The organism is Pedobacter sp. UYP30 (genome assembly GCF_040547165.1).
In the GTDB taxonomy this organism is placed as follows: domain Bacteria; phylum Bacteroidota; class Bacteroidia; order Sphingobacteriales; family Sphingobacteriaceae; genus Pedobacter.
The window spans coordinates 21634-37138 of record NZ_JBEPPD010000028.1; the positions used below are offsets into that span (position 1 = coordinate 21634).

A 15505-nucleotide genomic window follows, 5' to 3' on the forward strand; every position below is an offset into this window, starting at 1 on the left:
ATGAAATTTGAGGTCGTCAAATTGTATAAAAGCGAACAAACTAGCTTTCTATCGGAAGGATATATTGTTCAATGTTAAACTTTGAAGGCAGGCTTTGAATAATCTGGAAATAGGTTTTCGTAAAGTGAGACTGATCTGCGTACCCATATCGATATGCTAAATCTGTTAACGATAGATGATTTTTAGATAAAGTTAGTTCATTGATTATCGACCTGATTTTCAATATTTTATGAGCTTGTTTTGGAGTTAAGCCAATATGTTGTTTGAATTTTTTTTCAATGCTTCGACCAGTGTGACCCGAAGAGCTGGATAGGTCAATTATTTTAAAAGGTGTAATAAGCAGATGGGACTCAAATAGCTGAAAGCAATGAGAGATAAATGCTGAAGCTGGTGTAGGACAGAAATAGTTTTCAAATATTTTTGAGAGTTGCCTAACAGTTGCCGCGTTATCGAAAATATCAATGTCCTTTACGGATTGAGATAGTGATTTATTTATGTTTATAATCTCTGAAAATTGGTTGGTAAGCTCGTGAAAAGAGAATTTACTTAACAAGGACGCAGCCCAAGGATTAAGCTGAATCATAAAGGCCTTTGTATTTGGCAGGATTTTTACACCGATTTTTTCAGTAAGTTCTCCAACCATAAAATTGCCGCTTTTTATCTGGATGGATACACCATGAAAATTTAAAATTAATCCTTCACCGTATATCAAGGCAAGTGTGAAACAGGTATTTGGAAGTGCATATTTTTCAGGAGATGGCAAAAGCGATGTGGAATTATCAAGGATCCAGAACTTCCGAATATAATGTCGAAGATGGAAATCAGGAATTATTTCTTCGTAGTTTAGCATAGCTCAATATAGCAATTTTAGTTGTTCGACTATTTTTTTTTAAGGAAAACCAAGGATTATCAAAAAACGGCACGAATAATAGAATGCTTAACTAGAAATAGCAGTTATATAATTTCAATGCATAATCAGTCCTAATGCACCAATAAGTCATCCCTGCAAGAATCATCTTACATTTACGAAAGGAAACATTACAAAAGCCACTGTTTTGAATACACTCTTAAAATTGTATTTTAGCGGAAAAAACTTTGCAAAACCTAAATATTAACCTAGAAAATTTGGAAGCCAATCATTGGATAGCTTTTAAAACCGGCAACGCAACATCATTTTCACATTTTTACGATAAATATTCAGCCGGACTTTATAATTATGGTTCAAAATTCTCCAAAGATAAGGACATGATCAAGGACTGTATCCAAGAGCTCTTTGTAGAATTTTGGACTAAAAGGCAGTCAATCGGTAATCCTCAGCATATCAAAAATTATTTATATAAATGTTTTAGAAATCTTATTCTTAAAAAAGTATCCCGGCTAAAGAATAAAAAAGAACTGGATGAGACTGAAAATTATGAATTTGACGTCCGTCTGAACGTCGAAGAGGCATTAATTGATGATGAAAAACGCAAACAAGTTAGTGAGCAACTGCAACTCACGATCTCAAGGCTTACTCCCCGGCAAAGAGAGGCTATATTTCTAAGATTCTATGAGCAACTGTCCTATGATGAAATTGCAGAGGTTATGGGAATTACAGTCAAAGCCTGTTATAAGATAATGGCCAGATCCTTGGATTTCTTGCGTAATAATCTATCTAAAGATATTTACTTGATGCTTTACGTGGCATTAAATATAAAAATATTGAACTGAAAATCAATATTATAGAAAATATATTAATTTGTGATGGGGTAAATTTTTTCTTTATTGGCTAATAGGATCAAAGCAATAAAGATGGACAAACAAATAAGCGACTACCAGTCGAGCACCCTGGAGGATTTGATCAATGACGAATCGTTTATGCTGTGGGTTAGTCAACCCACCGAAGAGCTGGACAGTAAATGGAATACCATTCAGCAGTTGTATCCCGGCCTAGCCCCAATTATTAGGGAGGGCAAAGAAATTATCCTGTCTCTGCATTTTGAAACTGAAGTACTTCATATAAAAGAACAACAAAATCTCTGGCATACTATTGCTGCAAAAACTACCCTAAATAGGAAACCGCAGAGAAAGATCAGGCTTTGGTCTCGTTATGCAGCAGCGGCCATTTTAGTTGGCGTACTTTTCTTAGCTGGTCTATTGTATTCAACTTTCAAGCAAATAACAGTTCAAACACCTTATGGCCAACTCAAAACATTGACTTTACCAGATGGGTCAAAGGTGACCTTAAATGCAAATTCTAAAATTAAATATGATAAGAATTGGGATAATGATAAAATCCGAGAGGTATGGGTTGAAGGGGAAGCATTTTTAGAAGTAAATCATCTTCATAAAAATGGGCCGGTTAAAAATCATCAGCGTTTCATAGTACACACCGGCGAATTGAATGTAGAAGTACTCGGCACGTCATTTAACGTGAACGACCGAAGAGGCCGAACTGAAGTCGCCCTACTTAAAGGGAAAATCCGTTTAGCGCTAAATACCGAGAAAGAAAAATCGCTAATTCTTGCTCCCGGGGATATTGTCGAATACATAGGTGGATCCTTAAACAAGAAACCTATTAACGTAGCGGAATATACTTCCTGGAAAGATGGAAAGTTATACTTCAATGACGTTCCAGTTTCTACAATATTTAACTATTTCGAGGACATTTACGGTTATAAGGCAAAGGTAAGTGATACGAAGATTTTAACAAGAAAACTTTCGGGAACGATAAGTTCTAGAAATGAAAAGGTCTTTCTTGAAACCGTTGCAAGAACTTTGAATATCACTATAACAAAAGACACCGATTCACATAAACTTATTATAAAAGCTAATTAAAGGGAGGAATCATGACAAAAGAGTTCAAAACACAAATAATTGCTTCAATCTTCCTAATCCTTTTTAGCTCGATTGCCTCCTCAGCCCAGCAAGTAAAACCTGCTGGTGATCTCCAATCTTTAGCCAAAGTGCTTTCTACCTTATCGGCACAATACAAAGTGAATTTTTTATACGAAAAAGCTAATTTGGCCTATCAAAAAATAATTTATGAGGCCAGTACATATAAAGGCAAATCAATCGATGAGGTACTGGATACTCTATTAAGTCCAACAAAGTTTTCCTGGTACAAAGTTGATGAGCTTAATTATTCTATTTTCTCAAAACCAGTAGTTATTGGCCCTAAAGCGGGTCAGGAAAAGCCCTTAAAGTTGCAGTTTCAGGATTCACTATATAGGGATCAGGTTAGCGGTAGCGTATTGGACGAGCATCGGCAACCCTTGGCCTATACCACGGTAACCCTACTCACCGCTGTAGACTCTTCGTCGGTATTGAATGCTTTAACGGATACTGATGGAAAATTTACCTTTAACGCTGTTAAATTAGGCACCTATAAGATTAGAATTTCTGCCATAGGAAAATTACCGTACATAACCAATCCATTTACAGTCGGCGGAACTATCCGGGTTGCGATAGAACCTATTGCAATGAAGGCGTCGGAAGAAACTTTGAAAGAAGTAACAATCACTTCTACCAGACCGACCATAGAAACTAAAAGTGATAGACTCATTTTTAATGTCGAGAACAGCGCAATGGCTGCAGGAAACTCGTTACAACTATTGAGGTCGGCACCCTTCGTCAGGATATCTTCGGATAATAGCGTAAGCCTACAGGGGAAAAGAACGATGATCTTAATCGACAGTAAACCCGTACCGGATATTTCCCTAGAAAATATACTTCAAACAATGCCTGCAGGAAATATTCAGAAAATCGAATTAATTACACAACCCTCAGCTAAATACGATGCGTCTTACGGTGCAGTAATTAATATCATAACTAAAAAAAGTTCGTTGGAGGGCTTTACCGGCAATTTTAGCGTTGATGGTTCTACTGGTAGATATGCTAATGGAAGCACAAATTTATCCGCAACTTATAAGCGCGGCCGTTTAACCTTTTTTGCAAATGGAGGAATTATAAAAGGGGATAATTTTTTCGGGATTACTTCCACTAGGTTTCAGAATCCCACGGAGCCGACTTATTTCCTGTCCAATAACTGGATGCGTCTTTCATACAATAACATGTATTCTTTACAGGCTTCGGTAGAATATCAATTGGCTAAAGATCAAACAATTGGGCTCTTTGCAGATGCTAACAACTATCATTTTAGAGGGCCGTGGTCATCTAAAAATGAATTTGGAAGAGAGAATTCAAGGCTTGATTCCATCTTAATTGCCAATGCTACTTTTAATCAGAAGGTAAGTTCTACTACAATCAACTTTAATTATCATTTATTTTCAGATTCAGATAAGCACGACCTAGTTATATTGGGAACCTTTACTCCTTGGGAAAGGAATATGTTCCAGCAATTCCCATCGGCACTATATAACGGATCAAACGAACTTATCAAAATACCTACCTTGTACCAGACCAGAAATAAAGGAAAAATAGACGTTTATATAGCCCAGGGTGATTATTCCCTTAAGATTAACGACAATTGGAAGTTGGAAACCGGATTGAAATATCAGGAAACCCATTCCAAAACTAGTGTTGATTATGAGGATGAAAGAAGTGGCCAGCTTCAGCAAGTTGCTGAATTCTCCAATCAAAATACGCTTCAGGAATCCATTGGCGCCGCCTATGGAATCGTCTCCAAAGGGTGGAAAAACGATAAGTTACAGGTAGGGTTACGACTGGAAGATACTAAGGCAGATTTTGCACAAACTTTTCTGCAACACTATACCAACATATTTCCGACATTCCTCTACCAACATCAATTGAACAATAATATAGAGGTATCCGCTTCCTATAAAAAAACAGTTAGCCGTGCTGCTTACAACGAACTAGTACCCTATTCCGTATTTATTAATCAGTATACTATTGAACAAGGTAATCCGTCACTGGTTCCGGCATTTGATAACATTTACTCATTAAATGCAAACATCCATAAAGTCAACTTATCGGTAAGTTATACAAAAAATAAAGGGTTGATTGGACTTTTTCCGTTAAAGCAGGATGTTACAACCAAGGTGACCTACTTTACGAGGCAAAATTTAAAAAGCGCATCAGATTTATCTCTTTACATATTTTATCCTTTGCGGATTAATGATTGGTGGGAAACTATCAACAGTGGCACTCCACTAGGGTATAATAAGGCAGAAGGGTTGGTCTTAGGACAGCAATATAAGTTATCTGCCTTACATTCAGATTTCAAGACATCGCATATCTTTAAATTATCTGAAAAGTTCAAATTTCAGGTAGATGCATATTATTGGACTGACTATGTACAGGATCTTTCACAAAACAGCGGAAATAAAAATATTGATGCTTCCATTTTATTAACCTTGTGGGAAGGTAAAGGTCAACTAAGACTTGGCGGAAATGAATTAATATTTAAACGAAACGATTATTTGGTAGGCAGAAATTATGGAACGTTTCGTTCTGCCGAGAGAGTAAACACTGACAGCAAAAGAGTCTATTTCGGTTTTACCTATAAATTTGGAAAGTCCAATGTGCATAAGAAAGAAACGAAATTAGGTAATGAAGATGCCTTAAAAAGGTTGTAAATATGAAAAAACTTTGCGTTTTAAACTGGCGCATATTATCAAAAAACGGGGAACTAACGATAACACAATTGAATTTCATCAAATAATTAGGAAACAATAATAGGTGTAACTTGAAAACCTGCTTATCTTTCCTTGGCAATCAGCAGTTAAGTGAAAAAATTTCAGTTTTGCAAATATTTCAATAATACAGTTCACAAGATTTTATAGAATTTTTTTAATTTAAGATGGCGGCCGGAAATTTATTTTAGGTTCGTTTAGCTCGTAAAAGATCATTGATTAGAAAAAAACTGGGCTACTTCATAGCCTCCTCTTCAACTTCTATGTGTACGAAAGGATACGTTCTATAAAAATCCAGCATTTTGGGATGCTTGAAATTCCAAGGCTCTTATTTTTTGGTATATGATTGTTAAGATTGAGATTTATATATTAATGGAATAAAATTATTATTTCTAAATAATTTGGGAAAAACAAAAACTATCATACATTTGTAGTGTAATACTTAACTACTACAGTTGTGATAAACATATCAAACCTTTCATTTGGATATAGTAAAGGAAACTTGCTGTACCAGGATTTATCGCTTTTGCTTAACGATGGGAACATCTATGGTTTGCTTGGCAAAAACGGAGCAGGAAAATCTACCTTACTAAAAAACATTGCCGGATCGCTTTTCCCTACAGGGGGTTGCGTAACTGTTGATGGGATGATTCCTCAAAAAAGATTACCTTCCTTTTTGAGGACGGTGTATTATATTCCTGAAGAATCTTTCGTTCCCGCTATAACAATTAAACAATACACTACGCTTTTTGGTGTTTTTTACCCTAATTTCAATGCCGACCAGCTTAACGATTACTTGAAGGAACTTGACGTCGTAGTTCTAGGTAAGTTAAGCTCCCTTTCTTTCGGACAACAAAAAAAATTTATTATCGCATTTGCTCTAGCCTGTAATACGAAAGTGATTTTAATGGACGAGCCAACTAACGGTCTGGATATTCCTTCAAAAACACAATTCAGGAAACTGATTGCTTCGGTAATGAATGAAGAGCGGATAATTTTTATCTCTACGCACCAAACGAGGGACCTGGAGAATCTAATTGATCAGGTTGTAATTGTAAACAACGGAAATCTCCTCCTAAATGCATCAGTTGACGAAATTACGAGTAGATTGTATTTTGAAACGGTTAGTGAAATTTCGTCAGATCAAAAAGTCCTGTATACGGAAGAGCACTTAAAGGGAACATCTATTGTTAGAGAAAATATAAGCGGGGACGATTCGCGGCTTAACCTGGAGCACCTTTTCAACGGCGCTACTCAAAACCCCAAATTATTAAACCAAATATTTACCCCTAAAAAAAGATAGAATCATGAATGATGTATTTGATATTAAGCGGTTTATCTGGCTTTTAAAAAAGTCTGTTTTGGAGCAGCCGGCCTTACTGCTTGGCTTACTAGCGGTAACCTTGACGATCACCTTGCTTACCTATGCTATAGTACAGTCAATGGTGGGGATTGGAAAGGCCCAGTTAAGCGCATTTGTCCTGGGGTTCCTCATAGGGGGAAGTTTTATGGCATCTTCAGTGTTTAGCTATTTTTCCTCAAAATCGAACGGCGTTTCTTATTTATTGCTGCCTGCTTCGCATTTAGAAAAATGGCTCTGCGGGATAATTATTGCCGGGTTCTTATTTGTTTTGATCTACTTGGGCTTCTACCGGCTGATCGATCTATACTTTGTAGATAGCTACAGAAATAATCTGGATCACCATGCCATCAATTACCTAACTCAATACAACTCGGTTGAAATTTTTTCTTTTGAAAACCCGATCGCACGGTCGGTAATTATTATGTTCTTTAACATCTCAGGAGCCATGCTTTTAGGGTCGCTCTATTTCAATAAGGTAAGTTACATAAAGGTGGCGCTATTGATTTGCCTGTTTATTATCGGCACTTATTTTATCAATTTATTTTTTGGGTCTTTCTTTTTTGAGCATATTGACCTGGCTTTGCCATTTACCAGTGTTTTTTTGAAAGTTGATAAGGAAGTTGGCATTATTGATATGCCGTCGGCACCTGCAAAAGCAGCGGGTTTTGCTATTGCCTATGTGGTGCCGTCGGTTTTATGGCTGTTAGCCTATTTAAGGTTAAAAGAAAAAGAAGTTTAGATGGAATTCAGAGATAAACAAGCCATTTATTTACAAATAGCAGAATATGTATGTGAACAGATCCTTCTTAGTAAATGGCGGCCTGGTGATAAAATCCTGAGCATCCGCGAACTGGCGATATTCATGGAGGTAACGCCCAATACGATACAACGAACATACGATTATTTACAGCAGGAAGAAATTATCACTAATAAACGCGGTATAGGATATTTTGTACCGGAGAACGGCCTTGAAAAAGTACTTAATTTTCGCAGAAACCTGTTCTTTAAAAATGATCTGCCCGTAATGTTCAGAAATATGTTCCTGCTAAAAGTTAACTCGGAAGACGTAACGATATTATTTGAAGAATTTATTAAAGAAAATTTTAAAGAAAAGAAAAAATGAAACTAAGTTCAAAAATATTAGTCTTGATGCTGGGCGCATTCGTGACCAGCCTGTTTGCATCTAACGTCATATTAAAGAAACGATATGACAGCGTTGATAAAAGTGATTATTATTGGAATTACAATAAGATCTCCACCGCTCCATTTAAATACCTGAAAATCGATGGCGGCAATGTCACCAATATCGTATTTGAACAGCAGAAAAGTTGTTCTGTTCGGGTACTCGACTATTGGGGTGGCTACGATAAAGACAGCGTTAAGACCTATATATCAGGCGACACTTTACATCTCCAATTTGTTAACAGTCCTACAGACCTTTACAAAAAATCCTGGATGGAAACCAACGTACTGGTTCGCATCGCCGCCCCCCAGTTGCTGGCTGTCGATGGCTACAACACCAATTTCGAATTGGAGAAATTAGACCAAAAGGAATTGTCTATCAACCTTGGCGGAAAATCAAGAATCGAAGTAGAAAGCAACACCCATAATTTTGATAAGCTGTTCATTAGTCAGCGCGATTCCTCCCAGGTAATATTTGAAATGAATCCTGATTTGAAGCAAGCCCCAACCATCAAGGCTAATAACGTCACCGTAAAAATGCAAGGGGTGAGTTTGTTGGATTTTGGGCATATGAATATTGACACGCTCCAATTGGACGTATCCGAAAAATCGGCGGTTATCCTATCCGGTCACAACCTCAAATCCCATTAGCATTATTAGCGTAAGAGAATTGGTGTAACGCATCAATAATCAACGAAATTATTTTCCGTGATGGCTAAGTGGCTGTTACTGGCCACACTTATGCCTAAATTTTAATAAAATGAAACACAAACTATCAGTGATCGTTTTCAGCATACTGCTGATTTTGACAAGATTAACAAACGCTCAGGCGCAAACTGGGCCAGTCAACGGACAAATAACCGGCAAGGTTAAGGATGAAAAACAAAGTCCCTTAGCTTATGCGACAGTAACCCTTTTAAATGTTAAGGATTCAGTTATATTAAAAGGATCCCTGACTTCCGAAACAGGGGAATTCATTTATAAAAATTTAATTCCCGGTGCATATCTGGTTTCGGTTACCGTGATGGGCTATGAGCGGGTAGTTAAAGGCCCTTTTTATATCAAGGCAAACGAGTTGATTACAGTTGCAAACATCTTTATTAAGCCCAATCTTCATCAATTAAATACGGTATCAATCAACAATAAAAAACCCCTAATAGAATACCAGGTCGATAAAATTGTTGTAAACGTGGAAAGCAGCGCGCTGGCCACCGGGAACAGTGCGTTGGAAATATTACAGAAATCTCCGGGTGTAGCAATTGATAAATCGGGTAACATCAGCCTGCGTGGTAAACAAGGGGTAACAGTAATGCTTGATGGTAAACGGACTTACCTGTCACCAGACCAGCTTTCCAATCTATTAAGTTCCACAGAGGGAACGGCCATACAGTCAATAGAACTGATCACCAACCCGTCCTCCAAGTATGATGCGGCAGGAAGTTCGGGTATCATTAATATTAAGATGAAGAAAAATAAGCAGTTCGGCACCAATGGCACTATTACTGGCGGTGGTGGTTATGGAAAATATTACAAAAGTTTTGCCGGGCTTAATTTAAATTACCGCCAGAAATCCATAAATTTTTTTGGGAACATCAACGCATCAGATAACAAAACTGCCGAAGATCTGACTGTTTTCCGGGTAAACAACTCAGCTAAGAATCAAACCTACTTTAGCCAGTTAAGCCGCTCCACGAGGATCAGCAAGAATATCAATTATAAGGCCGGGGTTGATTACAGTATTGATAATAAGAACTCCATTGGCTTTGTCGTAAACGGGTATGACAATAACGGCGACCTGAACAATGCAAACAATACCTTAATTGGAAGTACAGCATTTAAAACAGATTCATCAGTAACAGCAAATAACCCCGGTAGAAGTAAATTTAAGAGTATTGCTTATGATCTTAATTTTAAATCAACCATTGATTCATTGGGACAGGAACTGACTGCCGACATTGATTTTTCAAGGTTCGATAACAGCGTAGGCAATAATTACAATAATACATTTATCGACAGTAAAGGAGGTGTCTACAAAAGTCCGACTATTTTCCGAAGTTTTGCGCCGACAGGTATTGACGTATGGTCAGCAAAAATAGATTATGCGTTGCCGATCAAACCAAAAACAAAATTTGAAATAGGTGTTAAAACCAGCTATGTAAGCACAGATAACGACTTCCATTTTGAAAATATGACAGATAACTCGTTTCTGAATGATGCTAACAGGAGTAATCATTTCACTTACAAGGAAAACATAAACGCGGCCTATACCAATATTCACAAAGAATTTAAAACTACAACTATACAATTAGGCTTGCGGGTTGAACAAACCATTTCCAAAGGTAATTCCATCACGCTGGGTACTGTGGTAGACCGCCATTATTTAAATTTGTTCCCCACGTTTTATATTAGCCAGGTTCTTTCAAAGGACAATGACCTGGGGTTTTCTTACAGTCGAAGGGTTGACAGGCCTGACTACGAATCACTAAATCCATTTATCTATTTTATTGATCTGTACACTTTTTCCGCCGGCAGCCCATATTTGAACCCGCAATACACCAATTCTTTTGAATTGTCTTACACCTATAAAAAGAAGCTGAATCTCAGCTTCGGATACAGCCACACCAACGATGTGATCACCCAGGTTATTGTTACTGATACCGTTCATAAAACTTTATATCAAACAACTCAAAATCTTGCGCACCAAGATTTTTACAGTTCTAATATCAACTACCCCATCGCCATAACCAGCTGGTGGAATACATACAATAACCTAACGCTTTATTATAATGACTTCAAATCCCCGAATCTTTTAGGCGCTCCCTATCAAAGCGGTAAGCTCGCCTATCAGGTTAATAGCAATCAGTCTTTTACAGTTAACTCTTCCACTATCGTTGAGCTATCCGGCAACTATCAGTCGTCACAAGTTTATGGTACTTATTTTGTAAGACCTATGTATGGCGTCGACCTGGGAATCGGTAAATCATTTGCAGATCGCAGGGCTAATATTAAACTTTCTGCCAATGATATTTTTAACCTGAGAAAAACACAGATAAGCAGTGCCATTTCATCACAAAATTACCATCTTGATGAGAAGCCTGAAACCAGGATTTTTCGCCTTAGCTTTACTTATAGGTTTGGAGGGAATCAGATCAAAGGAGCTAATGAACGAACCAAAGGTTCATTTTCGGAAGAAAGAAGGGTTAAATCCGGAAGCTGAAACTTCTCAAATTAACAATATTTGCTATTAATCTGTAATTGAAAATGATTAATCTCCGATGGTACGAAAACGAGAAATTTTAAATTATCGTATTTATTTGCGATTTTGTATTGGAATTAAATAAGAGAGAATATTATCTTGGCTTTTAGAACTTCACTTTACCAATTGGTATACAGTAAAGATAATTGGCATCAATTTTATTAACGGGCGTTTGTATAGCCAAGGATTCGTTTCAAAGAATCATAAAATATTAAATAGACAGATTATCAAAAAACGGTGGAATAACAATAATTAAAATCCATTTATCTCAAAATACCGGGGAATATTGAGAATCTCAAATTCCATTTTTAGTTCCTAAATGTCGATTCTTAAAAAGACGGAAAAAGAAGAACAATAGTGCAAGCCAAATGGCAACAATAAGACTTGCAAAAAGCCAGTTATTTTTATTCAAAATTATTGGAGACTGCGCTGCCTTTAGCTTGCTTTCCGGCCAGATTTCCTTAGGTATTAAACGGATTGACACCACTATAAGAAATGGAACAATGAGCAGGTCATCTAGCAACCCAATAACGGGGATAAAATCGGGAATCAAATCAATCGGACTTAATAAATACCCGATAGTGATGCCGATCAGCAATTTTGCAATAAACGGTGTGGCGGGATGTTGGTAAGCATAATAAAGGGCGAGTGTATCTTGCTTCATCCTTTTTACTTTAGCCTTCATCTTTTCGATAAAAGAGCCTGTCATATCTTACGTGTATTGTTTTCCTAAAACTGACTCTGCCTATAAAATAATCGCTTTTTATAAAGTCTGCTTCGCTTCTACCACTTCCCCAAAAACAAATTTAGAATAATTTAGAACAACCTTAACATCATCGTTGAGATTCCAGTTCGCACTGCTTGCGAGGCTACCATACTTTTAACCTAATTGGAGACGTTACTTGCCGGCCATTTAGTCTATTCGTGTATAGTCGAAAGTTCAATAGAAAATAGATTTCTTTAATCCTGCAAGAGTTAGCCCTGTAAACGCCAGGGCTAACTTAATTTAGGCAACCTTTATTAACCATGACCCGGATGCGTTGCATTCGGGCCCCATTTTAGTGATACTACTTGTCCAGCAATTTGATCCTGATCCCCGCGTTTACAACAATTCCGTCCAAAGGGGCGTATATATCCTTAAATTTAGGATCAGCTAGGCTCCCTGTGTAGATACTGCCCCATTTGGTCTGGCGTTGATCGGTCAGATTTTCTGCGTTCACGAAAATATCCAGATGTTTGAACATCTTTTGAACCAACAGGCCAAATGTTACAAAACCCCTTCCCGTAGTGCCATCCGATAACAACTGTCTGCTTGTATAAAAACTTTCCGCTCCAAAACGGAAACTACCCTCAATCTCGTATGTTGCATCAAAGCTCAACTGATTTTTGGGAGTCAATGTTTGCCGCATACTCATCCCATCAAAATGTGTTCTGGTATCTGTATAGGTATATCCCAGATAAAAGACCAGTTCGTCCATCACCAACTTAACATTCGTTTCAGCGCCCTGAGTGCTCAAATAACCGGGAGCATTGAGTAAAATATTGTTCTGCAGTATAAGCGGTCTGTTTACCCGCGTAGAGAAAAACAGTTGGTTGACACTAACGAATGCCTCGTCGCCCAATGGAGCGCGGTAATTAAGATCTCCGTTCAGGCCAAAAGACTGTTCTGCCTGAGTGTTACCGATCTTTAAAGGTTCTATATACTGATAGCCATCCCGTTCGCTTTCATCATTAAACAAGGTAGGCATCTTGTAGCCCAGTCCGCCACCCAACCGGCTACTCAAATGATCCGTAATCTTAAAAAGCGCATTAATTCTCGGTAGGACAAAAATTCCAGAGGACGGTCTTGAAGGTGCAGGCGAATTACCATCCAGACGAAGGCCGCTCTCTAATGAGAACCATTTATTGGCCTTATAGATATTCTGTGCGAATACCCCAGCGGTGGTCTGGCTGTAGCTCAGATTATTTTGCGGAGGTTTCGCTGTAAAGTGATCGGTAATCAAGTTTGCTCCCAATACCCAGGATGCCTTTTCGCCATTCCGCACATAGTTCAGTTCATTGAACGAGGAAAGTTGCCTGCCTTTAAAATCAAATCCCGGCCCGCCCAACGTGCGGTCGAAATAGCCGACTGTATTTTTAAAGTTGATCTTGCTTTCTTCATTGATCTTATGTGTGATGGACAATTGCGTAGAAAAGCGATAGGTCTTGTTAAGCTCAAAATACTGATGCAAATTGTCGGCATTCCCGTTGATCACCCGCATGTCGCCACCAAGACGATCTTCAGCAGTTGCGTTCAGCCCGAACCAAGCTGAATTATTCTTGTCCAGATATAGGAAGACTTTTGGGTTAATGGTAAACCGTTTGGTCTGGGGTATGGCGCTCAACCCCGTATTCGCAGGATCAAAAGCCCCATTGTAATTATAGGAACCGAAAATGGTAGTTCCGATATGTTTCCATTTCTGGCTATAATAACCACTCGCGTCAGCACCTTTAGCGCTGGTACCATTCAGTAAAAAAGTTAGTTCCGGGTCTTTTTCGGGTACTTTGCTGATCAGATTGATCAAGCCCGCAATGGCACCACCGCCATATAGGGTTGATGATGAACCTTTGATAAATTCCACTTGCCTCAGATCAAGCGGACTTATCTGTAACAAGCTAAGATTACCGGAAAAACCCGCATATAGCGGCATACCATCTTGCAACAGCTGCGTATAACGGCTATCCAGACCTTGGATCCGAAAGTTCGCGTTGCCGCTGACAGCGGAGGTCTGTTGGACATGGATGCCGGTGGATTCGCCCAAGAGCATCTTGATGTCCCCTGGTCTCATCGTACTTTTCTCGTCCAGTTCTTCCAAGGGCAGTGCTTCGATGCGCGTAGGGATATCTCGAATGTTCTGGTTGGCTCGCGTAGTCTGCACGGTCACCTCTGCCAGCTCACCTGAGGCAGATCCAAGGCTAATGAGAAGTATCTTCCGTGGATCTTGCAAGGGAAAGCTGTACACGTGTTCACTTTTCGCAAAACCGAGGTAGGTAATTTCGATCTCAAATTTGCCATCGGGAATATTATGGATGACTATCAGGCCACTTGTATCGGCGCTTGATACAATATTTAAATCGGGAATAGTCACCGTTGCACCATTTAGAACCGCCTTGGTCTGGTCATTGATTACCTTCGCACGGAAGGTGTTTTGAGCTGATACACCCTGTACAATTAGCACAAAGTACAACAACATGAAAATTCTTTTCATGGATATAGTTATATGGTGTGGCCAGCGCATAGCATTGGCCAACGTTAAAAATGGAGAAATAAAAATCGGATGAATTCGATTAAACTATAGGAGGCCTGAAGTGCTCGCAATGGTACTCTGAAAGATAGTAAGTGATGCGATAGTGGGGTTCTTGAAAAAGCGGCCTCTCCAGATTAAAAACAAGTCTCCAGACGTCCTTTGAGTAATAGATAGAAAGGGTAGGTTGGTGCTGAAACTGCAAGGCACCTGGGTTCTTTGGCCGGGCATCATGGGCATTGTTGCCAAAAATTTCCTTGCCGTGCAGCAGATAGTCGCCAACAAAATCAAAGATGTCGGGATGCCCCGAGCGGACTTCGCTGTAAGAACGGTACATTCCTGGCACATCCCGAATCAAAGAAAAGTCACTCAACGGAAAAATTATGCTACCGGCCAAAAAATAGCTGCTTAACAATAATCCGACCATAGACAGTTTCATGGGTGCAAATATAGCTAAAACGCATCTAAAATTCTCCTATCTGCCCAAGTTTAGCATGGACGAAAAGAATCTTCATTCTCATAAAACGGTATAATAATGAGAGTCCAAAGCTGTACTATCTTATAAAAACGGGGCTTTTTTGATAAATCGGATACCTAATTTAAGTTCGTCACTTTTGAAGTTTTAGGACTTAATCCTACGGATGACAATACACTCAAAGGATATACCAGCATCTGTATTTAGCATAAATAATTATCGAGTTACTTACTTAGGCACTACAATAGATTTCCAGCCAATATGTTGATGTTTTATCATTCTTTTAAATAGATTATCAAAGATTGTCTCTTTAAAAATAGACCTATTTAGGCGATAAAAATATTCGTCTAA

At 38.4% G+C, this 15505-nt stretch carries 12 protein-coding genes and 1 pseudogene; 8 read left to right on the plus strand and 5 right to left on the minus strand.

What is annotated here, in order from left to right; genetic code table 11:
- Positions 1–40: 40 nt before the first annotated feature.
- Entirely contained in the window at positions 41–850 is an 810-nt protein-coding gene (locus ABIB40_RS19185; protein WP_354361280.1) for a helix-turn-helix domain-containing protein, read from the minus strand.
- Positions 851–1125: 275 nt separating this feature from the next.
- On the opposite strand from ABIB40_RS19185, the gene ABIB40_RS19190 reads away from it, so the two are divergent.
- The 8 genes from ABIB40_RS19190 to ABIB40_RS19225 all read left to right on the plus strand — a co-directional run bounded on the left by ABIB40_RS19190 (position 1126) and on the right by ABIB40_RS19225 (position 11356).
- Complete coding sequence (locus tag ABIB40_RS19190) at positions 1126–1710, plus strand: RNA polymerase sigma factor (RefSeq protein WP_354361282.1); 585 nt, start codon at positions 1126–1128, stop codon at positions 1708–1710.
- A gap of 81 nt (positions 1711–1791) precedes the next feature.
- Positions 1792–2817 carry a FecR family protein gene (locus tag ABIB40_RS19195; RefSeq protein WP_354361284.1) on the plus strand — a complete coding sequence of 342 codons (1026 nt, stop codon included), beginning with the start codon at positions 1792–1794 and terminating at the stop codon, positions 2815–2817.
- Between the two features lie 11 nt (positions 2818–2828).
- Positions 2829–5537 carry an outer membrane beta-barrel protein gene (locus tag ABIB40_RS19200; RefSeq protein ID WP_354361286.1) on the plus strand — a complete coding sequence of 903 codons (2709 nt, stop codon included), beginning with the start codon at positions 2829–2831 and terminating at the stop codon, positions 5535–5537.
- Between the two features lie 514 nt (positions 5538–6051).
- Complete coding sequence (locus tag ABIB40_RS19205; protein WP_354361288.1) at positions 6052–6897, plus strand: ABC transporter ATP-binding protein; 846 nt, start codon at positions 6052–6054, stop codon at positions 6895–6897.
- A 4-nt stretch (positions 6898–6901) separates the two neighbouring features.
- Positions 6902–7696 carry a hypothetical protein gene (locus tag ABIB40_RS19210; RefSeq protein ID WP_354361290.1) on the plus strand — a complete coding sequence of 265 codons (795 nt, stop codon included), beginning with the start codon at positions 6902–6904 and terminating at the stop codon, positions 7694–7696.
- Positions 7697–8080 carry a GntR family transcriptional regulator gene (locus ABIB40_RS19215; RefSeq protein ID WP_354361292.1) on the plus strand — a complete coding sequence of 128 codons (384 nt, stop codon included), beginning with the start codon at positions 7697–7699 and terminating at the stop codon, positions 8078–8080.
- Entirely contained in the window at positions 8077–8790 is a 714-nt protein-coding gene (locus tag ABIB40_RS19220; RefSeq protein ID WP_354361294.1) for a hypothetical protein, read from the plus strand. The genes ABIB40_RS19215 and ABIB40_RS19220 overlap by 4 nt, the downstream gene beginning before the upstream one ends.
- A gap of 109 nt (positions 8791–8899) precedes the next feature.
- A complete protein-coding gene (locus ABIB40_RS19225; RefSeq protein ID WP_354361296.1) occupies positions 8900–11356 on the plus strand; it encodes an outer membrane beta-barrel protein in 2457 nt (818 codons plus the stop codon).
- Between the two features lie 334 nt (positions 11357–11690).
- Here the strand turns inward: ABIB40_RS19225 and ABIB40_RS19230 are convergent, their stop codons facing one another.
- The 4 genes and pseudogenes from ABIB40_RS19230 to ABIB40_RS19245 form a co-directional block, all read right to left on the minus strand.
- A complete protein-coding gene (locus ABIB40_RS19230) occupies positions 11691–12080 on the minus strand; it encodes a YkvA family protein (RefSeq protein ID WP_354361298.1) in 390 nt (129 codons plus the stop codon).
- A 382-nt stretch (positions 12081–12462) separates the two neighbouring features.
- On the minus strand, positions 12463–14643 hold the full coding sequence (locus ABIB40_RS19235) for a TonB-dependent receptor (RefSeq protein WP_354361300.1): 2181 nt from the start codon (positions 14641–14643) through the stop codon (positions 12463–12465).
- Positions 14644–14722: 79 nt separating this feature from the next.
- The gene (locus tag ABIB40_RS19240; RefSeq protein WP_354361302.1) at positions 14723–15118 is read right to left on the minus strand and encodes a hypothetical protein; all 396 of its coding nucleotides are present in this window, start codon (positions 15116–15118) and stop codon (positions 14723–14725) included.
- A 264-nt stretch (positions 15119–15382) separates the two neighbouring features.
- Positions 15383–15505: pseudogene (locus ABIB40_RS19245) on the minus strand (IS1595 family transposase); the annotation flags it as partial.